The organism is Streptomyces sp. NPDC107765 (assembly GCF_055657085.1).
This window is the reverse complement of sequence record NZ_JBVKBL010000015.1, coordinates 37,606-61,111: the sequence shown is the minus strand read 5'-3', so window position 1 is coordinate 61,111 and position 23,506 is coordinate 37,606. Positions and strand designations below refer to the sequence as shown.

Here is a 23,506-nt window from a genome sequence, read left to right as displayed (position 1 = left end):
GGGGGCGCACGGCCTCGATGTGCCCCGGGCGAGCCCGGTGCCGTAATCTCGGAGCCCGGAGCCCGCCGATGCGGGGCCTTGATCCACACCTTGGGGTTGCTCGCCAGATGACTGCCATTTCACTGGGAATGCCGGACGTACCGACCAAGCTGGCCGACCGCCGGGTCAGCCGCAAGATCCACGTCGGTCCGGTCGCCGTGGGCGGAGACGCACCGGTCTCGGTGCAGTCGATGACGACGACGCGGACCTCGGACATCGGCGCGACGCTGCAGCAGATCGCCGAGCTGACCGCCTCCGGCTGCCAGATCGTCCGGGTCGCCTGCCCGACCCAGGACGACGCCGACGCGCTGTCCGTGATCGCCAAGAAGTCCCAGATCCCGGTCATCGCCGACATCCACTTCCAGCCGAAGTACGTCTTCGCCGCCATCGACGCCGGCTGCGCCGCGGTCCGGGTCAACCCCGGCAACATCAAGCAGTTCGACGACAAGGTCAAGGAGATCGCCAAGGCTGCCGCCGACGCCGGCACCCCGATCCGCATCGGCGTCAACGCCGGCTCCCTCGACCGCCGCCTGCTGCAGAAGTACGGCAAGGCCACCCCCGAGGCGCTGGTCGAGTCCGCGCTGTGGGAGGCGTCCCTCTTCGAGGAGCACGGCTTCCGCGACATCAAGATCTCGGTCAAGCACAACGACCCGGTCGTGATGGTCAACGCCTACCGCCAGCTCGCCGCCCAGTGCGACTACCCGCTCCACCTCGGCGTCACCGAGGCCGGCCCCGCCTTCCAGGGCACCATCAAGTCCGCGGTCGCCTTCGGCGCGCTGCTCAGCGAGGGCATCGGCGACACCATCCGGGTCTCGCTGTCCGCACCGCCCGCCGAAGAGGTCAAGGTCGGCATCCAGATCCTGGAGTCGCTCAACCTCCGCCAGCGCCGCCTGGAGATCGTCTCCTGCCCGTCCTGCGGCCGCGCCCAGGTCGACGTCTACAAGCTCGCCGACGAGGTCACCGCGGGCCTGGAGGGCATGGAGGTGCCGCTTCGGGTCGCCGTCATGGGCTGCGTCGTCAACGGTCCCGGCGAGGCCCGCGAGGCCGACCTCGGCGTCGCCTCCGGCAACGGCAAGGGCCAGATCTTCGTCAAGGGCGAGGTCATCAAGACCGTCCCCGAGTCGAAGATCGTCGAGACCCTCATCGAAGAGGCCATGAAGATCGCCGAGCAGATGGAGAAGGACGGCGTCGCCTCCGGCGAACCGGTCGTCACCGCCGCCGGCTGACCCGCCCCACAGACCGCCCGAGCCCCGCCGCCCACCCGGGCCGCGGGGCTCACGGCTGCCCGCAGCGGCCCCGCGGGCAGCGCACAGGGTGCCCCCGCGGGGGCGCGAGGTAAAGTGCCAAGACCTGCTCCCGCCTGGCCTTCCAGGCCCGTAACGGTGAGGCAAACCGAGACGTGCTGACGACCACCACCATCAAGGTCCTCGAACCAGGGGACCTCGACGATGCGCTCGCGGTCCTCGACCGCGACCCGGTCGCCAACGCCTTCGTCGCCGCCCGCGTCCAGGTCGCCGGCCTCGACCCCTGGCGGCTGGGCGGTGAGATGTGGGGCTGGTACGTCGGCGGCCGGCTGGAATCGCTCTGCTACGCCGGCGCCAACCTCGTCCCCGTCTGCGCCACCTCCGAGGCCATCCGCGGCTTCGCCGAGCGGGCCCGCCGCCAGGGCCGGCGCTGCTCCTCCATCGTCGGCCCGGCCGGCCCGACCGCCGAACTCTGGTCGCTGCTGGAGCCGCACTGGGGCCCGGCCCGCGAGCTCCGCGCCCACCAGCCGCTGATGGTCACCACCTCGCCGTCCGCCGCGATCGCCCCCGACCCGTACGTCCGGCGGATCCGCAAGAACGAGATGGACCTGATCATGCCGGCCTGCGTCGCCATGTTCACCGAAGAGGTCGGCATCTCCCCGATGGCCGGCGACGGCGGGCTGCTCTACCAGGCCCGGGTCGCCGAACTCGTCGGCGCCGGCCGCTCCTTCGCCCGCGTCGAGGACGGCAAGGTCATCTTCAAGGCGGAGATCGGCGCCGCCACCCCGCGCGCCTGCCAGATCCAGGGCGTCTGGGTCGACCCCGCCCACCGCGGCAAGGGCCTGTCCGAAACCGGTATGGCCGCCGTCCTCCGCTACGCCCTCAGCGACGTCGCCCCCGTCGTCAGCCTCTACGTCAACGACTTCAACACCGCCGCCCGGGCCGCCTACCGCCGGGTGGGCTTCGAGGAAGTCGGCGCGTTCATGAGCGTACTGTTCTGACCCGCGGCCTTGTACGCTCGCGACCATGGATGATGTCGCGGTCGGCCCCCTCGATCTCGCCGCCCGCGTGGACGACGCGCTCGCGGTGCAGGCGCTCGCCTTCGGCCTGAGCGAGGAGGAGATCGCCGTCCGCCGGCACATCGTCCTGCGCCACCTCGGCTGCCCCGGCGCCCGTGCGCTGGGCGCCACCACCCCCGCCGGCCGGCTCGTCGGCTTCATCTACGGCATGCCCAACGACCGCACCCACTGGTGGTCCACGGTCGTCGAGCCCTATCTGCGCAGCGAGGGCCTCGACCACTGGCTCGACGACTCCTTCACCATCACCGAGCTGCACGTCCACCCCGCCTACCAGCACCGCGGCCTCGGCCGGGCACTGATCACCCGGATCACCGACGGGGCCGGCGAGCCCCGCTCCATCCTCTCCGCCATCGACGTCGAGAGCCCCGCCCGCAAGCTCTACCGCTCCCTCGGCTACCGCGACCTGGCCCGCCGCGTCCTCTTCCCCAGCGCCCCCACCCCTTACGCCGTCATGGGCGCCCCCCTGCCGTTGAAGCGCCCCTGAACCGAACGGGCAAGGCCCGCCCCCACCACCCGCACATTCCCCCAACGGGAGGGGACGGGCCGGAGGGGCAGGGGTGTGGGACGTAAAGCGTCAGCAGTCCCACACCCCTGCCCCGGAGGCCCGTCACCGCACCCACCACAAACCCAGCCCGCCGCAGGCGCCACGGCGAGAAACCCCCACGGCGGGCCAGCCAAAATCGTGGGGCAAAAGCCAAGCGCAGCGGTAACGCATTTTCGCCGGACACACCCAGCCAGCTAACCTCCAGGGAGTCACCTTTCTTACGCAGGAGAAACTCCCATGGCCAACGCCGCACAGGTCCAGCGCATGTCCCGCTTGATGATCAAGACACTGCGCGACGACCCGGCCGACGCCGAGACCGCCAGCCACAAGCTGCTCGTCCGGGCCGGGTACGTCCGCCGCTCCTCCGCCGGCATCTGGACGTGGCTGCCGCTGGGCAAGAAGGTCCTGGAGAACGTCTCCCGCATCGTCCGCGAGGAAATGGACGCCATCGGCGGCCAGGAAGTCCTGCTGCCGGCGCTGCTGCCCAAGGAGCCCTACGAGACCAGCGGCCGCTGGGAGGAGTACGGCGACCTGCTCTTCCGCCTCAAGGACCGCAAGGGCGCCGACTACCTCCTCGGCCCCACCCACGAAGAGATCTTCACCCTCACGGTCAAGGACCAGTGCACGTCCTACAAGGACCTGCCGGTGATCCTCTACCAGATTCAGATCAAGTACCGCGACGAGGCCCGCCCCCGCTCCGGCGTGCTGCGCGGCCGCGAGTTCCACATGAAGGACTCGTACAGCTTCGACACCACCGACGAGGGCCTGGCCCAGTCGTACGGACTGCACCGCGAGGCCTACGAGAAGATCTTCCAGCGCCTGGGCCTGGACTACCGCATCGTCTCCGCCGTCTCCGGTGCCATGGGCGGCTCGGCGTCCGAGGAGTTCCTGGCGCCCGCGTCCGCCGGTGAGGACACCTTCGTCGACTGCCCGAGCTGCGACTACGCCGCCAACACCGAGGCCGTCACGGTCAAGGTCGAGCCGGCCGATGGTTCCGCCCACGGCCCCGTCGAGGAGCTGGACACCCCCGACACCCCGACCATCGAGTCGCTCGCCGGGTTCCTCGGCGTACCGGCCTCCGCGACGCTGAAGAACCTCCTGGTCAAGGTCGACGGCGAGATCGTCGCGGTGGGCGTCCCGGGCGACCGCGAGGTGGACCTGGGCAAGCTCGGCGAGCACCTCGCGCCGGCCACCGTCGAGCTGGTCACCGCCGAGGACTTCGTCGACCGCCCGGACCTGGTCCGCGGCTACGTCGGCCCGCAGGGCCTGGCCGGCAAGGCGTTCCGCTACCTCGCCGACCCCCGCGTCGCCCCCGGCACCGCCTGGGTCACCGGTGCCAACAAGGAAGGCGTGCACGCCAAGAACGTGGTCTGCGGACGCGACTTCGAGGTCGACGAGTACCTCGACGTGGTCGTCGTCGAGCCCGGCGACCCCTGCCCGAAGTGCGGCACCGGCCTGAAGATCGACCGCGCCATCGAGATCGGCCACATCTTCCAGCTCGGCCGCAAGTACGCGGACGCCTTCGAGCTCGACGTCCTCGGCCAGAACGGCAAGCCGACCCGGGTCACCATGGGCTCGTACGGCATCGGCGTCTCCCGTGCGGTGGCCGCGCTGGCCGAGCAGACCCACGACGACAAGGGCCTGTGCTGGCCCCGCGAGGTCGCCCCGGCCGATGTGCACGTCGTCGCGGCGGGCAAGGCCAAGCAGACCGAGCTCGCGCTGGAGATCGGCGACCGGCTCGGCGACGCCGGCCTGCGCGTCCTGGTCGACGACCGGGCCGGGGTCTCGCCGGGTGTGAAGTTCACCGACGCCGAACTGCTGGGCGTGCCGACCATCGTGGTCGCCGGCCGGCGCGCCGGTGAGGGTGTGGTCGAGGTCAAGGACCGCCGCACCGGCGAGCGCGAGGAGCTGACGGTCGAGGAAGCCGTCGCCCGGCTCAGCGCCTGATCCACGCCTGATACGAAGCCGCTGCGGCGCCGCCGGTCCCGGGACCGGCGGCGCCGCAGCGCACGTACGGGGCGTCTACAGCCAGGCCGCGAACTCCAGCAGCAGTTCGCCGCGCTGGCGGTCGCCCACGGCCGCCTCCCGCACTCCGGTGTCCACCGCCCGGACCAGCGTCCAGTCGCGCAGCCGCCCCCGGTCCACCTCCAGGGAGTCGGCCAGCTTGGCCACCCGGCGGCGGACCGCGGCGGCCGCACCCGACCCGGCCGCCAGGTCCTCGAAGCGGTCCAGCACCAGCGCCGCCAGGTCGTACGCCCGCTCGCCGACCACCGGAGACGGGCCGATCGCCAGCCACGGCGCCCGCTCACCGGCCAGCACCTTGCCCTGGCGGAACGCCCCGTGCAGCAGAAACCGCTCCTCGGACGCGGCCGGCAGACCGCGGCGCAGCTCCTGGGCCTCCTCGACCAGAGGGGTGGCCGCCCGGGTCAGCGCACCCACCGTGCCCAGCGCCTCCACCTCCTCCTCGGTACGCCCGGCCAGGGTCTCGAACGGATGGTCCGCCGCCGGCTCCACCCACAGGCGGCGAACCGTACCGGCCGCCTCCAGAAGGGCCTTGGCCTCCGGCAGCGAGCGCAGCGACACCCCGCTCTGCAACCGCTCCAGCAACAGCGCCCCGCTCGCCTCGTCGGCCCGCAGCAGCCGCACCGCACCCCAGCCGTTCCACGCCGCAAGCGCCGCCGCCTCGTGCCCGGCCCGGCGGCCCGGCACCGGCAACTTCAGCGCCGCCGGCGTACCGTCCGCCTGCCGTACGAGCGCCAGCAGACTGCTGCGGCCACCGGGGGCGTGCACCCGCTCCAGCGTCAGTTCCCAGTCCTCCAGCCGCTGCTGAACCAGCGTCGGCAGCGCGTCGAGCCACTTCCGTACCGGGCTGTCCGGGTCGCCGCTCACCGAACTCACCAAACGCTGCGGCGGTTCGATGGGTGCCGTTGCCATGCCTGCGCCGTCCCTTTCCTGGGGCCTTTTCCGGGGCGGTGACCGCCGGTCGTTCAGAGCGCGCCCGCGGAGGCGCTCGTGGAGCCGGACGGAGCGGCGGCCGAAGCCCGCTCCGTGAGCCCAGGGAAGGCTACGCCGCCGCCGCGCCAGCGCACCGCCCGCACCGCCGCCTCCCGCAGCGCGGCGGCCGCCTCCCGCCGCCGGGCCCGGCCGCCGGCCCGTACGAGGTCCGCGTAGACGGCGGCCAGCCGGTCCTCCAGCTCCGCCGCCAGCCGCGCCGCGGCGGCGGGGTCGGGCACCGGGAACGGCAGTTCGTACGCGGCCGCCGCGGCCTCCGGCGTGCCGCCCAGCGCCAGCACCTCGCGGCGCAGCGCGTCCCGGCGGGCGCGGTGGGCGTCGTAGGCGGCCTGTGCCTCGGTGCGCCGGTCGCGGGAGATCCGGCCGCCGACCACGCCGTAGCCGTAGACCGCGGCGTGCTCGGCGGCCAGCGCCGCCTGCACGGCGGTCAGCTCCGCGCGGCCGTCGTCGCTCTGCTCGTCGCTCTTCTTCCGGGAGGTCATCGGGGCGGCTCCGTCAGCAGATAGGCGTGCGCCGCGCCGGCCGCGGCCACCGAGGCGAGAAGCCGGGCCAGTTCGGGTGGCGCGGTCAGCAGCGCGGTGGTCCGGTTGTCGGCGAGCTTGCGTTCCGCGGCGGCCAGGGCGCCCTGCGCGGCCTTCTCGTCCCCGGGCACCGGGGGCGCGGCGGCCTTGTGCGGACGGCCCCGGCGGGCGGAGCCGCCGGGGGAGGGGGCGGCGTCCCCGGTCGTGAACGCCTGGACGTGCCGGGCCACTTCGGAGCGCAGCGGGCGCAGCCGCGGCTCCAGCGCCGGGTGGGCGGCGAGCGTCGCGTCGTAGCGCGCCAGCAGCGCCGTACTGTCGTGGGCCGCGGCCGTGCGCAGCCGGTCGGCGGCGGAGGAGTGCTCGTCCCGGTCGGGGGAGACGTCCTCGGAGCAGCCGGTGAGCAGCGCCGCGCCCCCCAGGGCGGCGCCGGCCAGCAGGGTCCTTCTGCGTGTGAGCGCCACTTTCGGCACGTTGCACTTCCCGGGGTCTTCCGTCGTGATCACCGCAGGCGAGAGTATCCGTGACCACCCACCGAATCGTCAGTACCCCGCCGGAACCGATAGGCTTTGATCCGACACGCGATCCACCCACAACAGCACACGCGGCCGAGGAGTCACCCGGATGAGCACCACCCAGAGCGAGAGGCTGCGCGGACTGCTTGAACCGCTCGTCGCCGCGCGAGACCTGGATCTGGAAGAGATCGAGGTGACACCGGCCGGGAAGCGCCGGGTGCTGCGGATCGTGGTCGATTCCGACGAGGGCGTCCAGCTGGACGAGTGCGCCGAGCTGAGCCGTGAGGCGTCCGTGGTCCTGGACGACACCGATGTGATGGGCGGCGCGCCCTACACCCTTGAGGTGACCTCCCCGGGCGCCGACCGCCCGCTGACCGAGCTGCGCCACTACCACCGCGCCCTCGGCCGTCTCATCAAGGCCCAACTCACCGAAGCGGCAGGGTCCGGGGAACTGATCGCCCGGATCACCGGCGTCGACGAGGAGGGCCTCGATCTGGAGGTGCCGGGCGTGAAGGGGCGCAAGCCGACGGCCCGCCGGGTCTCGTTCGACGAGATCGCCAAGGCGCGCGTCGAGCTGGAGTTCAGCCGGAAGCCCGAGAAGTCCGAGACGGCGGACAAGCGCGAGGCGCAGCACGAAGAGAAGATCGACGAGAACGACGAGAACGACGAGAACAAGGAGGAGGCGTAGCCGTGGACATCGACATGAGTGCCCTGCGGGGGCTGGTGCGGGAGAAGGAGATCTCGTTCGACCTGCTGGTCGAGGCGATCGAGTCGGCCCTCCTCATCGCTTACCACCGCACCGAGGGCAGCCGCCGGCGGGCGCGGGTGGAGCTGGACCGCAACACCGGCCATGTGACGGTGTGGGCGAAGGAGGACCCCGAGGACCTGGAGGAGGGTGCCGAGCCGCGCGAGTTCGACGACACCCCGTCCGGCTTCGGGCGGATCGCGGCGACCACCGCCAAGCAGGTCATCCTGCAGCGGCTGCGGGACGCCGAGGAGGAGATCACGTTCGGCGAGTACGCCGGGCGGGAGGGCGACGTCGTCACCGGCGTCGTCCAGCAGGGCAAGGATCCCAAGAACGTCCTGGTCGACATCGGCAAGCTGGAGGCCATCCTGCCGGTGCAGGAACAGGTCCCCGGCGAGGAGTACACCCACGGCACCCGGCTGCGGTCGTACGTCGTCCGGGTGGTCAAGGGCGTGCGCGGCCCGTCGGTGACGCTGTCGCGCACCCACCCGAACCTGGTGAAGAAGCTCTTCGCCATGGAGGTGCCGGAGATCGCGGACGGTTCGGTGGAGATCGCCGCCATCGCCCGCGAGGCCGGGCACCGTACGAAGATCGCCGTGCGCTCGACGCGGTCGGGGCTGAACGCCAAGGGTGCGTGCATCGGCCCCATGGGCGGGCGGGTGCGGGCCGTGATGGCCGAGCTCAACGGCGAGAAGATCGACATCGTGGACTGGTCGGACGACCCCGCCGACCTGGTCGCCAACGCGCTGTCGCCGGCCCGGGTCAGCAAGGTCGAGGTCGTGGACCTGGCGGCGCGCTCCGCCCGGGTCACCGTCCCCGATTACCAGCTGTCACTGGCCATCGGCAAGGAAGGGCAGAACGCCCGTCTGGCGGCCCGGCTCACCGGATGGCGGATCGACATCCGGCCGGACACCGAGCACGCGTCGCAGGCCGGGGATCACACGTCGTAGCCGCCGGAGCCGCGGTCCACGGAAAAATCGGTGGCGCCGCGGCCCTCCGACGGGAATTCTGAGCAACCGTTCGACCCTTACCCCATCGGGGTGCGGTCGACGCGGGGAGGTAGACTTAAGCAGTGTCTGGCCGGACGCATGCCCGCGCATGCCCTGAGCGCACATGTCTGGGATGCCGGGAGCGGGCGGCCAAGGGCGATTTGCTGCGCATCGTGGAGATCGAGGGTGAGTGTGCCCCTGATCCTCGCGGTACGCTGCCCGGCCGGGGTGCATACGTGCATCCGACACTGGTCTGCCTCGACCTGGCGGTCCGCCGCCGGGCGTTTCCCCGGGCCTTTCGGGGCCGGGGGCCGTTCGACACGACGGACCTGCGTCGGTTCCTCGAACGGCGCGCCGGTTGAAGCCGCCCACTGCAACAACGCACAGCAAGAACGCACAGCGCACGGAAAACCGTGCGGTCAGGTACCTCGCGAGTCGGAAGTAGGTCGAGATTGCGATGAGCACTCGATGAGTACGCGATGAGTACGCCCATGAAGTAGCGACGGTCCGGTGGACACCCCGGACCTAGAAGGAGCGAAGTGGCTAAGGTCCGGGTATACGAACTCGCCAAGGAGTTCGGCGTGGAGAGCAAGGTCGTCATGGCCAAGCTCCAAGAACTTGGTGAATTCGTCCGTTCGGCGTCCTCGACGATCGAGGCGCCGGTTGTTCGCAAGTTGACCGACGCATTCCAGGCAGGCAGTGGCAACGGCCGCGCCGCCGGGAAGCCCGCGGCGCCGCGCAAGTCGGCCCCCGCAAAGCCGTCGGCGCCCTCTCCGGCGCAGGCGGCTCGTCCTGCTGCCCCGAAGCCGGGCGCCCCCAAGCCGGGCCCCGCGGCTCCGGCCCCGGTCACCCCCGAGGTGCCGGAGGCCCCCGCAGCCCCCAAGAGCACTCCCGCCGCCGGCCCCACCCCGGGCCCGCGCCCCGCCCCGGCGCGTCCCGCGGCACCCAAGCCTGCTCCGGCCGCGCCCGCGCAGCCCGAGTTCCAGGCACCCCCGGCCGCCCCGTCGGCCCCCCGTCCCGGTGCCACCCCCGGCCCGCGCCCGGCCCGTCCGGCGCCCGGTTCCGGTCAGGGTGGTCAGGGTCAGGGCCGCGGCAACGCCCCGCGTCCCGGTGGCGAGCGTCCGGCCGCGCGTCCCGGCGGTCGTCCGTCCGGCCCGCGTCCGGGCAACAACCCCTTCACCTCCGGTGGCTCCACGGGCATGGCCCGTCCGCAGGCCCCCCGCCCCGGTGGCGCGCCGCGTCCCGGCGGCCAGGGTGGTCCCGGCGGCCCGCGTCCGCAGGGCGGCGGCCAGGGCGGCCCCCGTCCCCAGGGCCAGGGCGGCGCACGTCCGACCCCCGGTGGTATGCCCCGTCCGCAGGGTGCCGCGCCCGGCGCCGGCCCGCGTCCCGGCGGTGGCGGCGGTAACCGCCCGAACCCGGGCATGATGCCGCAGCGTCCGGCTGCCGGCCCGCGTCCCGGCCCCGGTGGCGGCGGCCGCGGTCCCGGTGGTGCCGGTCGTCCCGGCGGCGGCGGTCGTCCCGGTGGCGGCGGCTTCGCCGGTCGTCCCGGTGGTGGCGGCGGCGGTCGTCCGGGTACCGGCGGTGGCTTCGCCGGTCGTCCCGGTGGCGGTGGCCCCGGCGGTGGCGGCGGCGGCTTCGGCGGTCGTCCCGGCTTCGGTGGCCGTCCCGGCGGTCCCGGTGGCCGTGGTGGCACGCAGGGTGCGTTCGGCCGTCCCGGCGGTCCGGCGCGTCGCGGCCGCAAGTCGAAGCGGCAGCGCCGTCAGGAGTACGAGGCCATGCAGGCCCCGTCGGTCGGCGGCATCATGCTGCCGCGCGGCAACGGCGCGACGGTTCGGCTGTCGCGCGGTGCCTCGCTGACGGACTTCGCCGAGAAGATCAACGCCAACCCGGCGTCGCTGGTCCAGGTCATGCTCAACCTGGGTGAGATGGTCACGGCCACGCAGTCGGTCTCCGACGAGACGCTGCAGCTGCTCGCCGACGAGATGAACTACGTCGTCGAGATCGTCAGCCCGGAGGAGGAGGACCGCGAGCTGCTCGAGTCCTTCGACATCGACTTCGGTGAGAACGAGGGCGGCGAGGACATGCTCGTCGCGCGTCCGCCGGTGGTGACCGTCATGGGTCACGTCGACCACGGTAAGACCCGACTGCTCGACGCGATCCGCAAGACGAACGTCATCGCGGGCGAGGCCGGCGGCATCACCCAGCACATCGGTGCCTACCAGGTCGCGACCGAGGTCAACGACGAAGAGCGGCGCATCACCTTCATCGACACCCCCGGTCACGAGGCGTTCACCGCCATGCGTGCCCGTGGTGCCAAGTCGACCGACATCGCGATCCTCGTGGTGGCGGCCAACGACGGTGTCATGCCGCAGACGATCGAGGCCCTGAACCACGCCAAGGCGGCCGACGTGCCGATCGTGGTCGCGGTCAACAAGATCGACGTCGAGGGTGCCGACCCGACCAAGGTGCGCGGTCAGCTGACCGAGTACGGCCTGGTGGCCGAGGAGTACGGCGGCGACACCATGTTCGTCGACATCTCCGCCAAGCAGGGTCTGCACATCGAGAACCTGTTGGAGGCCGTGGTCCTGACCGCGGACGCCGCGCTCGACCTGCGGGCCAACGCCGAGCAGGACGCGCAGGGTATTGCGATCGAGGCCCACCTCGACCGCGGCCGCGGCGCCGTGGCCACCGTCCTCGTCCAGCGCGGTACCCTCCGCGTCGGTGACACGATGGTCGCCGGTGACGCGTACGGCCGGGTCCGTGCGATGTTCGACGACAAGGGCAACAACGTCGAGGAAGCGGGTCCGTCGACCCCCGTCCTGGTCCTGGGTCTGACCAACGTCCCGGGCGCCGGCGACAACTTCCTGGTCGTCGACGAGGACCGCACGGCCCGCCAGATCGCCGAGAAGCGCGCGGCGCGCGAGCGCAACGCGGCCTTCGCCAAGCGCACCCGCCGGGTCTCCCTGGAGGACCTGGACAAGGTGCTCAAGGCCGGCGAGGTCCAGCAGCTCAACCTCATCATCAAGGGTGACGCTTCTGGCTCCGTCGAGGCCCTGGAGTCCTCGCTGCTCCAGCTCGACGTCGGCGAAGAGGTCGACATCCGGGTGCTGCACCGCGGCGTCGGTGCGGTCACGGAGACCGACATCAACCTGGCGTCCGGCTCCGACGCGATCGTCATCGGCTTCAACGTGCGGGCCGAGGGCCGCGCCACGCAGATGGCCGAGCGCGAGGGCGTCGACGTCCGGTACTACTCGGTCATCTACCAGGCGATCGAGGAGATCGAGGCGGCCCTCAAGGGCATGCTCAAGCCGGAGTACGAAGAGGTCGAGCTCGGCACGGCGGAGATCCGCGAGGTCTTCAAGTCGTCCAAGCTGGGCAACATCGCGGGTGTTCTCATCCGCTCCGGCGAGGTCAAGCGCAACACCAAGGCGCGCCTCATCCGCGACGGCAAGGTGGTCGCGGAGAACCTCAACATCGACGGTCTGCGTCGCTTCAAGGACGACGTCACCGAGATCCGCGAAGGCTTCGAGGGCGGTATCAACCTCGGAAACTTCAACGACATCAAGGTCGACGACGTCATCGCGACGTACGAGATGCGCGAGAAGCCGCGCGGCTGATCACGCAGCGACCTTTCGGGGCCGGTCGGCGGAAGAAACTCCGTCGATCGGCCCCGGCCGTTGCGTGTACGGTTCGAACTGACACGCACGCCCCCGGCCCATGCCGGGAGGTGCCCCCAAGGCCCCACGGGTGGCTTGACCCGGCTTGCATGTACGTAGGGACGCTGTCCTTCGACCTGCTTCTCGGCGACGTACGGTCGCTGAAGGAGAAGCGCTCCGTCGTCCGCCCGATCGTCTCCGAACTCCACCGCAAATTCGCGGTGAGCGTGGCGGAGGTCGGGGACCAGGATCTGTACCGCAGGGCCACCATCGGCCTGGCGGTGGTGTCCGGGGACGTCGGGCACCTCACCGATGTCATGGACCGCTGCGAGCGCCTGGTCGCCGCACGGCCCGAAGTGGAGCTGCTGTCGGTACGCCGACGGCTGCACGGCGACGACGACTGACCTGATGACGGGGCAGGTCGCCGCCGGTGGAAGCACAATTGTGGAAGACAAGAAGGAGACGGACCAGTGGCCGACAATGCGCGGGCGAAGAAGCTGGCGGACCTCATCCGGGAGGTGGTCGCCCAGAAGCTGCAGCGCGGCATCAAGGACCCGCGGCTCGGCTCGCACGTGACCATCACGGACACCCGGGTCACCGGCGACCTGCGGGAGGCTACGGTCTTCTACACGGTCTACGGCGACGACGAGGACCGGGCCAGCGCCGCCGCCGGGCTGGAGAGCGCCAAGGGCATGCTGCGCTCCGCGGTCGGTGCCGCGGCCGGCACGAAGTTCACGCCGACCCTGGCGTTCGTCGCGGACGCCCTGCCGGAGAACGCCAAGACGATCGATGACCTGCTCGCCAAGGCACGGGCCGAGGACGCCAAGGTCCGGGAGGCATCCTCGGGCGCCAAGTACGCCGGCGAGGCCGACCCGTACCGCAAGCCCGGTGACGACGAGGATGACGAGGGCACCGCGTAAGCATGAAGCGTGAGAGCAACAAGCCGGGCGGCCTGATCATCGTCGACAAGCCGGCCGGCTTCACTTCGCACGACGTGGTGGCGAAGATGCGCGGTATGGCCCGCACCCGCAGGGTCGGCCATGCCGGCACCCTCGACCCGATGGCCACCGGCGTGCTCGTCCTCGGCCTGGAGCGGGCCACCAAGCTCCTCGGCCACCTGGCGCTGACGGAGAAGGAGTACGTCGGCACCGTCCGGCTCGGCCAGACCACGGTCACCGATGACGCCGAGGGCGAGATCACCGCGTCCAAGGCGGCGCACGGCCTCGCCCGCGAGGACATCGACGCCGGGGTCGCGCGGCTGTCCGGCGCGATCATGCAGGTGCCGTCCAAGGTCAGCGCCATCAAGATCAACGGCAAGCGGTCGTACTCCCGGGTGCGCGAGGGCGAGGACGTTGAGATCCCGGCCCGCCCGGTCACCGTCTCCTCGTTCGTGGTGCACTCCGCGCACGAGACCGAGGCGGCGGACGGCACGCCGGTGACCGACCTGCTGGTCTCCGTCGAGTGCTCCTCCGGCACGTACATCCGCGCCCTGGCCCGCGACCTGGGCGCCGGGCTCGGCGTCGGCGGCCATCTGACCGCGCTGCGCCGCACCCGCGTCGGGCCGTACAAGCTGGACCGGGCGCAGACCCTGGAGCAGCTGCAGGCGGCCGTGGACGCCCCCGAGGGCGGCGGGCTGCCGATCATGCCGGTCGGTGAGGCGGCGGACGCGGCCTTCACCCGCTGGGACGTCACCGAGGCACAGTCCCGGCTGCTGCTCAACGGCGCACGGATCGCGATGCCGCGCTTCGAGACCGACGGGCCGGTCGCGGCCTTCGGGCCCGACGGGCGGTTCCTGGCGCTGGTGGAGAACCAGGGCGGGAAGGCCAAGAGCCTGGCGGTCTTCGCCGTCTGACCCCTGGGGAGCCGACCGGAGACCCGCTATCCGGGAGAGCCGGAAACCGGGCTCCCGGGGGAGGTGGTGGAACGCGGGCCGCCCGGCAGGCACGGGGCCGGTCCGCGCTCCACCATCCCCCTCCTCTTGATCCCTATCCAGCGCGCCTCGCGCATTCACTCATTCGGCGAGGCGCTCGGAGTGAACCAAGGCGCGGACGGGGGCGCGTTCGCCGCACACCCTGCCAGGACGATCACGGCCTGCTTACCGTTCCGAGGACGGTACCGGCGGGAAGGATCGGCAATGGCGTTGCTGGATGCCGATGCGGACACCGCGCTGGTGCGGATCCGTGATCTGGCAGGTCACACCCGTGGCACGGGATTCCTCGCGGACCACGAGGGCACGGTGGTCACCAGCCACGAGGCGGTGGACGGCGCGGCCGGACTGGTGCTCCAGCCCATGCGGCCCGTCACGGCCACCGGCGGGGCGGCCCCGGCATGGACCCGCCCGGTGGAGCCGAGCGCCCTCACCCCCCTCCCCGGAAGCGGGCTCGCACTCATCCGGACCACCGGCTTCCGCCCGGACCGGCTCCGCCCCCTGCCGATCGGCACGGTCCGGCCGGACGCGGGCGCCCCGGCCCGGCTCTGGACGGGCGGCTGGCTGGACGGCACGGTCGTCGGCCCCGCCTCCGGCGTCGCGTACACCGCCGGCGACCGCGTCCACCACCTCGACCACGTCCTGGAGCTGGCACTGTGCGCGGGCGGCCGGGAGGCACTGCGGCTCGGCGGGCCCGCGATCGGCGGGCCGGTGCTCGACGGCCGGACCGGTGTGGTGCTCGGCGTGCTGGGCAGCGCACTGCACGCCGGCCGTCGGGCCGGCGGTTTCGCCGTCCCGCTGCGCGCGGTCGCCGAGGCCGCGCCCGGGGGCCCGCTGGCCGCCCTGCTGGCGCGCAACGCGGCGACCGTCCCCGCGTACGGCAGCGAACTGAACCCCGCCGGGGTGCTGCGGCTCACGGCCCTCTCCGCGAGTCCGCCCGCCGCCGGGCCGGGCCCCGAACCGGTCGAACGCCCCGACGTACAGGGGGAGTTCACCCGGTTCCTGGGGGAGGGGGTGGCCGGCGCGCACGTTCTGGCGCTGGTGGGCGGGCCGGGCACCGGGCGGAGCACGGAACTGGCCCGGCTGGCGGCGCGCCGGTCGGCAGGCGCGCCACCGGCCCCCACCCTCCGGCTGCGCGGCGCCGACCTGCGGGCCGGCGACGAGGGCCTGCGCACCGCGGTGGGGCGCGCGCTGCGCTCCGCGGGCCGGACCCTCGTGACCTCGGGACGTACGGCGGGCGACCCGACGGACGCCACCCCCGAGACCGTCGCCGCACTCGCCGCCGGCACCGGACGACCGCTGCTGGTGCTCCTCGACGGCCCGGAGGAGATGCCGGCGGCCCTGGCCCGGCACGAGCGGCTGGCCGAGTGGACCGCCGCGACGGTCCACTGGCTGCGCACCGCCCGCGTCCAACTGGTCATCGCCTGCCGCCCCGCCTATTGGGAACGAGCCGGAGCGCTCTTCCCGCCGGGGCTGCTGCACCGGCCGCGGCCGGGCGGTGCGGCACCCGCCCTCCCCGACTGCGTGGCGATCGGCGACCTCCCCAAAAGGGCGGCCGAGCGCGCCCGGGAACGCTACGGCCTGCCGCCCGGCGCCCCCGCCGCCCCGGACGCCCGCCACCCGCTGACGCTCCGGCTGCTGGCGGAGCTACGAGAGGAGCTGGCCGGGGGAGGGGGCCGGGGCGGGGCGGCACGCGGGAACGGAGGGCCGGGTGGGGAGCCGGCCGGGGAGCTGGGTGCGGAGCCGGGCGGGGGACCGCGCCGGGAACCGGCCGGAGAGCCGGCCGGAGAGCCGGCCGGGGAACTGCTCGGGGCACCGGACCGCCACCAGGTCTTCGACGCTTATCTGGACCTGGTGTCGTTGCGGATCGCCGTACGCATCGCCGCCGGGTACCGGCCCGCGCCGCGTGGCACCGCGGTGCGCAGGCTGGCCGCCCAGGTCGCCGGCCAGGTGCACGAGGCCGCCCGCCGCTGCCTCGCCTCCGTGGAGGGCGGGTTGGACCGTCCGTCCTTCGAGGAGGTCTTCCCGGTCCGGGCCGGCTGGTCCGCCGCGGTGCTCGCCGAGGGCCTGTTGGTGCCGGCCGGCCCCGGATACCGCTTCGCCCACGACGAGTTCGGCGAATGGCTGCAGGGCGCCCACGTCGATCTCGACCTGCTGACCGTCCCCGGCCACCGCCCCGCCCCGGTCGTCGAGGCTCTCCTCCGGCTCGCCCGGCAGGCAGGGAGGGTCCAACTCGCCTTCCGACTGGCGGAGTTGGTGCCTACGGCGACGGCGACGGCGACGGTGGCGGCGGCGGACGGCGAGGGTCCGCTCGGGGCCTTCCGTGGGGGCAGCTTGCTCCCGGCCCCGCGGGAGGACGTAGCGCAGCCCCCGCTCCTTCCGGGCGGCGGTGACGCGGGGGACGGCGGCTCTGGGGACGGTGACTCCGGGGACGGGGGCTCTTGCGACTGTGGCTCTTGGGCCTGGGGCTCTTGGGGGTGCGACTCCTGTGGCGGGCGGTCGCCGGACGTTAGGGACGCAAGGGGCGGGCCGACTGTCCCGGGAACTGTCCCGGGAGGGGAGCCGGAGCCGGAGCCGTGGCCGGAGCCGTGGCTGGGGCAGAGTGCGTGGGGTGAGGGGGCTGCGGGTGCGGTGTCACGGCCCGTGGGTGGCCCCCGGTGGGCCCGGCAGCTGCTGGCCGGCGTCCTGCTCAGGCTCCCCGACGCCGGGCCGTACACCGGCGTGCTGCGGCTGCTGGCCGACCGGATCACCGAACGGTCGCTGCGGGCGGGCGGGTTCGCGCACACCGGACTGGACGCGTTCGGGCCGTGGTTCTGGGAGCGGCTGGCGCTGGCGGACGAGGACCGGCTGGACCTCCTGCGGCGGCTGGTGCCGGCGGACGGGCCGGTGGCCGATGGGGCGGTGGCCCCACCGGCGCGCTTTCTGGACGCCGCGGCCGGGATGCTCCGCGCCGATCCGCAGCGCGTCCAGCCCCTCCTCTGCTCGTGGTTCGACGACACCCGCCTCCTGGGCGCGGGACTGTCGAACCGCCCGGCCCACGGCTCCCTACCCTCGCCCCGGGCTTCCGCGCCTTCGCCTCTCGACTCAACGCCCCTGCCGGACCCCTCCGCACCGGCGCCGCGCGAGATCACCGTGGCGGCCGCCGCGCAGGCCCTCCTGTACGCCCACCGTCGGCGGGCACCCGATGTGCTCACCGAGGCGCTGGTGGCAGCCGCGCACCCCAGGGGAGACGAGCTGCTCGGCGCGCTCGCCGAGGACGAGCCGTCGACGGTCTGCCGGGCCGTCGCCCGCTGGGCCCAGGACCCCTGCCCCCGCCGCCGGGCGGCCGCCGCGTCCTACGGCCTGCGCGCCGCGCCCCACGCCCGTACCGAGGCCGACCGCGCCCTGCTCCGCCGGGCGGCCCTCGACCTGCTCTCCGGGCCTCAGGGCACGCTGCGCGAGAGGGGGTCCGCGCCATACGAGATGCCGTCCGAGCCGACGGACGAAGTGAAGGGCCAAGCGGAGGGGGAAGTGAAGGAGGAAAGGGACGAACTGCTCGACGGCCCGCTTGCCGGCCCGCTCGACGAACCCTGCACCGGTTCGGCGCTGGCGCTCCTGGTGGGTGACCCGGTCAGTCGCCCCCGCTACCTGGCCCGGGCGCTGGCCCGCTTCGTCGCGGGAGATCCACAGCTGCCGCCCACGGCGTTCGCGGGTGCGTTGACCGAGCACCCCGTGCCGGTGCTGGCCGCCTTCCGGGCCCGGCTCACCGGGGGCGAAGGGCCACCGGTCGCCGCCGCCCTGCTGCGGCTGCTCGCCGGGCTCGACGCGCCCGGGACCGCCGCCCGTGCCGCCTCGCTCGTCCGTGACTACGCCCGGCACAGCCCGGAACGCGCCGCGCGCCCGGTCGCGGAATTCGTCGCCCACCGCCTGGAGCGCGGACCGGCCGCCCGCGCCGCACTGCGTCCGTTCGCCGGTGAGCTGATCACCGACTGCCCGGCGCCGGTCCGGTGCGCGCTGGCCGATGTTCTGGCGGAGGGCGGTTCCGGTGCCTCGGAGGCACTGCGCGGCGACCTGCTGGAGGCCCTGCTGGCGCAGGAGGAACAGGAGAGGGGCCCGTACGGCTTGGGCCAGGGCGAGGACGGCGCCACCGCCGACACCAGCGTCCTCGAAGCGCTGCTCCGGGCTGCCGCCGAGGGCTGCGACCGGCGGCCCGCGGAGCGCACCCGTGACCTGGTGCGGCGCACCGGCGCGCTGCTGGCCCGTACGCCGGGCGGCGCGGCCCACTTCGAACGACAGCTGGCGGAGCTGACCCGCCGACTGCCCGGCTTCGCCCGTCGGCTCCGGGGAGGGGCGTCGGATCCGGCGGGGTCCGCCGCGCCGCGGGGAGCCCGCGCCCGTACGACAGCGGCCGGGAGCCGGGGCGGGTGAGGGGAACCGGAGGCGGGAACCGGGGGACGGGAACCGGAGGACGGGGCCGTGGCGCGTACCGGAAATCGGGGACCGGACCCTTCGCCGGTGCCCGCAAGCCCCGCAGGTAACCGCAGGCACCCGCAGTCGTCCGCAGGCACCCCGGGGCCGGGCGCTCCCGGTCAGGCGCTTCCGATTCAGGCGTTCGCGGTCCGGTGTCCGTGAGAGGGAGGCCGGGTACCCGGCCCAGGGGCGGAGCCGGTGCGGTGCTGCCGTGAAGATCCATCGGGCAGTCGCCGGTGACCCTTCGCGCGAAGCACCACCCGGGGCATGGCAGTCTTAGACCTGCGCCATGCCGACGTGGCGCAGTGGACTGACAAGAGTTCGGGCGAGGAGCGGGCAGAGTGCAGCGCTGGCGTGGCTTGGAGGACATCCCCGAGGGTTGGGGACGCAGCGTCGTCACCATCGGCTCGTACGACGGTGTGCACCGCGGCCACCAACTGATCATCGGTAAGGCCGTCGCGCGCGCCCGTGAGCTGGGGATCCCGGCGGTGGTCGTGACCTTCGACCCGCACCCGAGCGAGGTCGTACGGCCCGGGACCCACCCGCCGCTGCTGGCGCCGCACCACCGGCGTGCGGAGCTGATGACCGAGCTGGGTGTGGACGCGGTCCTGGTGCTGCCGTTCACCAAGGAGTTCTCGAAGCTGTCGCCGGCCGACTTCGTGGTCAAGGTGCTGGTCGACAAGCTGCACGCACAGGTCGTCGTCGAGGGCCCCAACTTCCGGTTCGGCCACAAGGCGACCGGCAACGTCGAGGCCCTCGCCGAACTCGGGACCACCTACGACTACACCGTCGAGGTCGTCGACCTCTTCGAGCGCGGGGAGGCGGGCGGCGGCGAGCCGTTCTCCTCCACGCTCGCCCGCCGGCTGGTCGCCGAGGGCGACGTGACCGGTGCGCGGGAGGTCCTGGGGCGGCCGCACCGCGTCGAGGGCGTCGTCGTCCGCGGCGCCCAGCGCGGCCGTGAGTTGGGCTTCCCGACGGCCAACGTCGAAACCCTGCCGCACACGGCGATCCCGGCCGACGGCGTCTACGCGGGCCTCCTGCAGGTCGAGGGCGAGGCGATGCCGGCGGCCATCTCGGTCGGCACCAACCCGCAGTTCGACGGCAAGGTGCGCACGGTCGAGGCGTACGCGATCGACCGTGTCGGGCTGGACCTGTACGGGCTGCACGTGGGGGTGGACTTCCTCGCCTACATCCGCGGCCAGGAGAAGTTCGACACCCTCGACGCCCTGCTGGACCGGATGGCGGTCGACGTGAAACTGGCCCGCGGCCTCATCGCCGACGCCGGCTGACTGACGGGACGTGGCGGCACGGCCGGTTGAGAGCTGAGGTTTTGCTGCAGCCGGGCTGGCCGTTTGAAGGCTCGCCGCGGCCGATTGGTGCCTTGAGCTCGCCGCGGCTGGTTGAGGTCTGCGGGTTTGCCGTGGCCGGGCTGACGGAGGCCCTTCCCGGCTGGCGGAAGTCCCCCGCCGACGCGAGGCTTCCCCGTCGCCTTTCCCGCCGAACCACTTTTTCCCCGCCGCCCACCCCCCTTCGGGGGGGTGGGCGGGTGTAGTGCCGCGGGTGGTGTGTTCGGGCCGGGTGTAATGCTCCCCTGCGGTGCTGCGCGCACGCCAACTCGGCTGGAAGCAGGCGGAGTTCGACCGGGAATGGTTCACTCGTTCGGGTCGGCGTGCGGTATGAGCGTGACGGCGCCGGCGGGGTCGCAGCCCGCGCGAGGTACATGACCTTCACGACGCTCACAACGTTCGCAGCGCTCACGACGCTCACCACACCCACGACGCTCACCACGCTCACGGCATCCGCGGGAGCAGCCCAACATCGCACACCGCGCCGGCAGGCCAGCATGGCGAACGGGTCGGGGCCCGGCACCAACAAGGTGCCGGGCCCCGACCCGTCTCGCTCGCTCTGCGCGTGCGCGCGGAGCGATACGCGCGCTACTGCGGAGGCGGCTGCTGCTGCCAGCCCGGGGCCAGGCCGGACTGGTCCGGCTGGGGGGCGTCCGGGGCGGGCTGTTGCTGCTGCCAGTGGGCCGGCGGCTGGGCGGGCTGCTGGGTCCAGCCGCCCTGCTGCGGCGGGTAGCCGGCCGGCGGCTGACCCTGCTGCGGGTGCTGTTGCGGCTGCCCCTGTTGCGGGTGGCCCTGCTGGGCGGCGTACTGCTGCTGTTGCTGGGCCTGCTGCTGTTGCTGGGCGTACGGATCGCCGCCCATCTGCTGCTGCGGGTACATCCCCTGCGCCTGCTGGGCCCGCGCGAAGTCCTCGGCCACCAGGGCGGAGAGGTTGAAGTACGCCTCGCGGGTCTTGGGCCGCATCATGTCGAGGTCGACCTCGGCACCGGCGGCGAGGTGTTCGTCGAAGGGGACGACCACGACGCCGCGGCAGCGGGTCTCGAAGTGCGACACGATGTCGTCGATCTTGATCATCTTGCCGGTCTCGCGGACCCCGGAGATGACCGTGATGCCGCGCTGCACCAGGTCGGCGTAGCCGTGCGCGGAGAGCCAGTCCAGGGTCGTACTGGCGCTGCTCGCACCGTCCACGGACGGGGTGGAGATGATGATCAACTGGTCGGCGAGGTCGAGGACTCCACGCATCGCGCTGTAGAGCAGACCGGTACCCGAGTCGGTGAGGATGATCGGGTACTGCTTGCCGAGGACGTCGATCGCCCGCCGGTAGTCGTCGTCGTTGAAGGTCGTCGAGACGGCCGGGTCGACGTCGTTGGCGAGGATCTCCAGACCCGACGGGGCCTGCGAGGTGAACCGGCGGATGTCCATGTAGCTGTGCAGATGCGGGATCGACTGCACCAGGTCACGGATGGTCGCACCGGTCTCGCGGCGCACCCGTCGGCCGAGCGTGCCGGCGTCCGGGTTGGCGTCGATCGCGAGGATCTTGTCCTGCCGCTCGGAGGCGAGCGTGGAGCCCAGCGCCGTGGTGGTCGTCGTCTTGCCGACGCCGCCCTTGAGGCTGATCACCGCGATCCGGTAGCAGGACATCACCGGTGTACGGATCAGCTCCAGCTTGCGCTGCCGCTCCTCCTGCTCCTTCTTCGCGCCCAGCTTGAACTTCGACGGCTGCGCGTTGGCGCCCGGCTTGCGCTTCTTGGGCTGGTTGCGCAGCAGCCGGTCGGAGGTCAGCTCGACCGCCGCGCTGTAACCGAGCGGTGCGCCGGGAGCCGCCCGCTGCGGCTGCTGCTGACCGGGCTGCGAGTACGTCGCGTAGTTCGCCGCGGCGTTGGGGTCCGCCTGCTGACCGGGCAGCGGCTGATACGGCGTCTGCTGCCCCTGTTGTGCTTGCTGCTGGGCCTGGTGCTGCGCCTGCTGGGCCTGGTGCGCCTGCTGCTGGGCCTGGGCTGCCTGTTGTGCCTGAGCGGCCTGCTGTGCCTGGGCCGCCTGGTGCGGGTCGTAACCGGCCTGCTGCTGGGCCTGCTGCGGGTAGCCCTGGGCCGCGGTCTGCGGGTAGCCGTAAGCGGGCTGCTGCGCGGCCGCGTGGGGGTGCTGCTGCGGCTGGCCCTGCTGCGGGTAGCCGTACGCGGGCTGCGGATAGCCGTAGGCGCCCTGCTGCTGCGCGGGCTGACCCTGCTGGGGGTAACCGGCCTGCTGGGGCTGGGCCTGCTGCGGGTAACCGGCCTGCGGCTGCTGCTGTGCGTGCGGCTGCTGGGCCGGCACCTGCTGCTGGCCCTGCGGGGGCACGCCCTGCTGCGGCTGCTGGCCCTGCTGGGCCGGCGGCTGCTGACCGGCCTGAGCCTGCGCCATGCGCGGGTCGGCGGGCTGGAACTCCGGCGGCAGCGGCGGCAGTCCGCCCTGACCGGGGACGCCCTGACCGGGAACGGCCTGGCCAGGAACGGCCTGCCCCGGGACGCCCTGCTGCTGACCGTCCGTCGCGGCGCCCCACGGAGCGCCCTGCTGCGGCACACCCTGCTGTTGCGGAGCACCCTGCGGCACGCCCTGCTGGGACTGACCGTACTGCCCCTGCTGACCCTGCGGCTGGCCCTGCACGCCTGCGCCCTGTACGGGTGCGCCCTGCGGCTGCGCCTGCTGCGGCAGCGGCGACTGGCCCGCCTGCGCACCCTGAGCGGTGGCATCGGGAGCGGGCTGGACCTGCTGGGCCGGCGGAGCGGCCTCCGCGGCCTGGGCGGCGCCCTCGGCCGGGGAGTTGGGGGCCGCAGCCTCCGGTTGCGGTGCCGGGGCGGCCGCGTGCTCCGTCACGGGCGTCGCCACGGGCTCCGGCTCGGTGTCGTCATCGTCGTCGTCCCACAGGGAGGCCGACGGGTCGACGCCCGTGCCGGAACGCTTGTTGCCGCCGTCGGACGCGTCGTTCGCGGCCGGCGCGGACTCCGCGGCGGCCTCCGGCGCGGCCGGGGGAGCGGCGGCGGCCGGAGCGGCGTCGTCCGTGCCCTGCGGCCGCAGCGTCGGGAAACCGGGCGGTGCGGCGTCCACGGCCGGTGCGCCCTGCTGCGGAAGACCCGGCACCGGTGCGCCCTGGGACGGCCCGCTCAGCGGCTGACCGGTCGGCGGACCGGGCGCCGCCGCGGCGGGCGGAGTGGTGGGCGAAGGCGCAGGAGAAGCCGCGGGGGAGGCCGCAGCACCTGCGCCGCCACCACTGGTGTCGTTGCTCGCGTACCAGGCCGGCGCGGCAAAGTCGATCTTGAACTCGCCGGTCAGGTCGAACTCGGACTGGTCGTCGTCAGGATCGTTTCCGTCCGGACGGAAAGCCTCCTGCTCGTTCACTGTGCCTCCTGGTGTACTGCAACGCACCTGAACGGCAGGACCGGATACAGGCGGATCGTTCGGGTGTA

Annotated in this window: 17 protein-coding genes; 13 read left to right on the top strand and 4 right to left on the bottom strand. The window is 73.2% G+C overall.

Annotation, left to right across the window (positions count from 1 at the left end; translation table 11 throughout):
• The first annotated feature begins 107 nt into the window (after window positions 1-107).
• The 4 genes from ispG to ACZ7MX_RS30610 all read left to right on the top strand — a co-directional run bounded on the left by ispG (window position 108) and on the right by ACZ7MX_RS30610 (window position 4,853).
• A complete protein-coding gene (gene ispG, locus ACZ7MX_RS30625) occupies window positions 108-1,265 on the top strand; it encodes a flavodoxin-dependent (E)-4-hydroxy-3-methylbut-2-enyl-diphosphate synthase (RefSeq protein ID WP_472136750.1) in 1,158 nt (385 codons plus the stop codon).
• A 173-nt stretch (window positions 1,266-1,438) separates the two neighbouring features.
• Window positions 1,439-2,284, top strand: a complete 846-nt coding sequence (locus tag ACZ7MX_RS30620; RefSeq protein ID WP_472136748.1) for a GNAT family N-acetyltransferase — start codon at window positions 1,439-1,441, stop codon at window positions 2,282-2,284.
• Window positions 2,285-2,309: 25 nt separating this feature from the next.
• Window positions 2,310-2,846: a GNAT family N-acetyltransferase gene (locus ACZ7MX_RS30615; protein WP_472136746.1), complete on the top strand. Its 537-nt coding sequence runs from the start codon at window positions 2,310-2,312 to the stop codon at window positions 2,844-2,846.
• Window positions 2,847-3,143: 297 nt separating this feature from the next.
• Window positions 3,144-4,853, top strand: a complete 1,710-nt coding sequence (locus ACZ7MX_RS30610) for a proline--tRNA ligase (RefSeq protein WP_472136744.1) — start codon at window positions 3,144-3,146, stop codon at window positions 4,851-4,853.
• A 75-nt stretch (window positions 4,854-4,928) separates the two neighbouring features.
• Here the strand turns inward: ACZ7MX_RS30610 and ACZ7MX_RS30605 are convergent, their stop codons facing one another.
• Genes ACZ7MX_RS30605 through ACZ7MX_RS30595 form a run of 3 tightly spaced genes read right to left on the bottom strand, consistent with a single transcriptional unit; the run spans window position 4,929 to window position 6,900 of the window.
• Window positions 4,929-5,840 carry an aminoglycoside phosphotransferase family protein gene (locus tag ACZ7MX_RS30605; protein ID WP_472136742.1) on the bottom strand — a complete coding sequence of 304 codons (912 nt, stop codon included), beginning with the start codon at window positions 5,838-5,840 and terminating at the stop codon, window positions 4,929-4,931.
• A 53-nt stretch (window positions 5,841-5,893) separates the two neighbouring features.
• Window positions 5,894-6,400 carry a ferritin-like domain-containing protein gene (locus ACZ7MX_RS30600; RefSeq protein WP_472136740.1) on the bottom strand — a complete coding sequence of 169 codons (507 nt, stop codon included), beginning with the start codon at window positions 6,398-6,400 and terminating at the stop codon, window positions 5,894-5,896.
• Window positions 6,397-6,900, bottom strand: coding sequence for a hypothetical protein (locus ACZ7MX_RS30595; RefSeq protein ID WP_472136738.1), 504 nt, complete (start codon window positions 6,898-6,900; stop codon window positions 6,397-6,399). The genes ACZ7MX_RS30600 and ACZ7MX_RS30595 overlap by 4 nt, the downstream gene beginning before the upstream one ends.
• Before the next feature lie 160 nt (window positions 6,901-7,060).
• Here ACZ7MX_RS30595 and rimP point away from each other — a divergent pair, with 160 nt between their 5' ends.
• From rimP to ACZ7MX_RS30550, 9 genes are all read left to right on the top strand, one after another.
• Window positions 7,061-7,639, top strand: coding sequence for a ribosome maturation factor RimP (rimP, locus tag ACZ7MX_RS30590; protein ID WP_472136736.1), 579 nt, complete (start codon window positions 7,061-7,063; stop codon window positions 7,637-7,639).
• 2 nt (window positions 7,640-7,641) lie between these two features.
• Window positions 7,642-8,646, top strand: coding sequence for a transcription termination factor NusA (nusA, locus tag ACZ7MX_RS30585; protein ID WP_030802569.1), 1,005 nt, complete (start codon window positions 7,642-7,644; stop codon window positions 8,644-8,646).
• 122 nt (window positions 8,647-8,768) lie between these two features.
• The gene (locus ACZ7MX_RS30580; RefSeq protein WP_472136734.1) at window positions 8,769-9,047 is read left to right on the top strand and encodes a YlxR family protein; all 279 of its coding nucleotides are present in this window, start codon (window positions 8,769-8,771) and stop codon (window positions 9,045-9,047) included.
• Window positions 9,048-9,224: 177 nt separating this feature from the next.
• Window positions 9,225-12,302: a translation initiation factor IF-2 gene (gene infB / locus ACZ7MX_RS30575; RefSeq protein WP_472136733.1), complete on the top strand. Its 3,078-nt coding sequence runs from the start codon at window positions 9,225-9,227 to the stop codon at window positions 12,300-12,302.
• 149 nt (window positions 12,303-12,451) lie between these two features.
• A complete protein-coding gene (locus ACZ7MX_RS30570) occupies window positions 12,452-12,745 on the top strand; it encodes a DUF503 domain-containing protein (RefSeq protein ID WP_030414192.1) in 294 nt (97 codons plus the stop codon).
• A 66-nt stretch (window positions 12,746-12,811) separates the two neighbouring features.
• Window positions 12,812-13,261, top strand: coding sequence for a 30S ribosome-binding factor RbfA (gene rbfA / locus ACZ7MX_RS30565; RefSeq protein ID WP_351536688.1), 450 nt, complete (start codon window positions 12,812-12,814; stop codon window positions 13,259-13,261).
• A 2-nt stretch (window positions 13,262-13,263) separates the two neighbouring features.
• Window positions 13,264-14,193, top strand: a complete 930-nt coding sequence (truB, locus tag ACZ7MX_RS30560) for a tRNA pseudouridine(55) synthase TruB (protein WP_472136731.1) — start codon at window positions 13,264-13,266, stop codon at window positions 14,191-14,193.
• Window positions 14,194-14,475: 282 nt separating this feature from the next.
• Complete coding sequence (locus tag ACZ7MX_RS30555) at window positions 14,476-18,675, top strand: hypothetical protein (RefSeq protein WP_472136729.1); 4,200 nt, start codon at window positions 14,476-14,478, stop codon at window positions 18,673-18,675.
• Between the two features lie 383 nt (window positions 18,676-19,058).
• Window positions 19,059-20,006: a bifunctional riboflavin kinase/FAD synthetase gene (locus ACZ7MX_RS30550; protein WP_030802587.1), complete on the top strand. Its 948-nt coding sequence runs from the start codon at window positions 19,059-19,061 to the stop codon at window positions 20,004-20,006.
• A 645-nt stretch (window positions 20,007-20,651) separates the two neighbouring features.
• On the opposite strand, the gene ACZ7MX_RS30545 is transcribed toward ACZ7MX_RS30550, so the two are convergent.
• A complete protein-coding gene (locus ACZ7MX_RS30545) occupies window positions 20,652-23,438 on the bottom strand; it encodes an SCO5717 family growth-regulating ATPase (RefSeq protein WP_472136727.1) in 2,787 nt (928 codons plus the stop codon).
• Window positions 23,439-23,506 lie beyond the last annotated feature (68 nt).

What these genes read in the sequence shown, in the direction of transcription:
- ispG (WP_472136750.1), top strand. Translation starts at nt 108, where the DNA reads ATGACTGCCATTTCACTGGGAATGCCGGACGTACCGACCAAGCTGGCC.
- ACZ7MX_RS30615 (WP_472136746.1), top strand. Translation starts at nt 2,310, where the DNA reads ATGGATGATGTCGCGGTCGGCCCCCTCGATCTCGCCGCCCGCGTGGAC.
- ACZ7MX_RS30610 (WP_472136744.1), top strand. Translation starts at nt 3,144, where the DNA reads ATGGCCAACGCCGCACAGGTCCAGCGCATGTCCCGCTTGATGATCAAG.
- ACZ7MX_RS30605 (WP_472136742.1), bottom strand. Translation starts at nt 5,840, where the DNA reads ATGGCAACGGCACCCATCGAACCGCCGCAGCGTTTGGTGAGTTCGGTG.
- ACZ7MX_RS30600 (WP_472136740.1), bottom strand. Translation starts at nt 6,400, where the DNA reads ATGACCTCCCGGAAGAAGAGCGACGAGCAGAGCGACGACGGCCGCGCG.
- rimP (WP_472136736.1), top strand. Translation starts at nt 7,061, where the DNA reads ATGAGCACCACCCAGAGCGAGAGGCTGCGCGGACTGCTTGAACCGCTC.
- ACZ7MX_RS30570 (WP_030414192.1), top strand. Translation starts at nt 12,452, where the DNA reads ATGTACGTAGGGACGCTGTCCTTCGACCTGCTTCTCGGCGACGTACGG.
- truB (WP_472136731.1), top strand. Translation starts at nt 13,264, where the DNA reads ATGAAGCGTGAGAGCAACAAGCCGGGCGGCCTGATCATCGTCGACAAG.
- ACZ7MX_RS30555 (WP_472136729.1), top strand. Translation starts at nt 14,476, where the DNA reads ATGGCGTTGCTGGATGCCGATGCGGACACCGCGCTGGTGCGGATCCGT.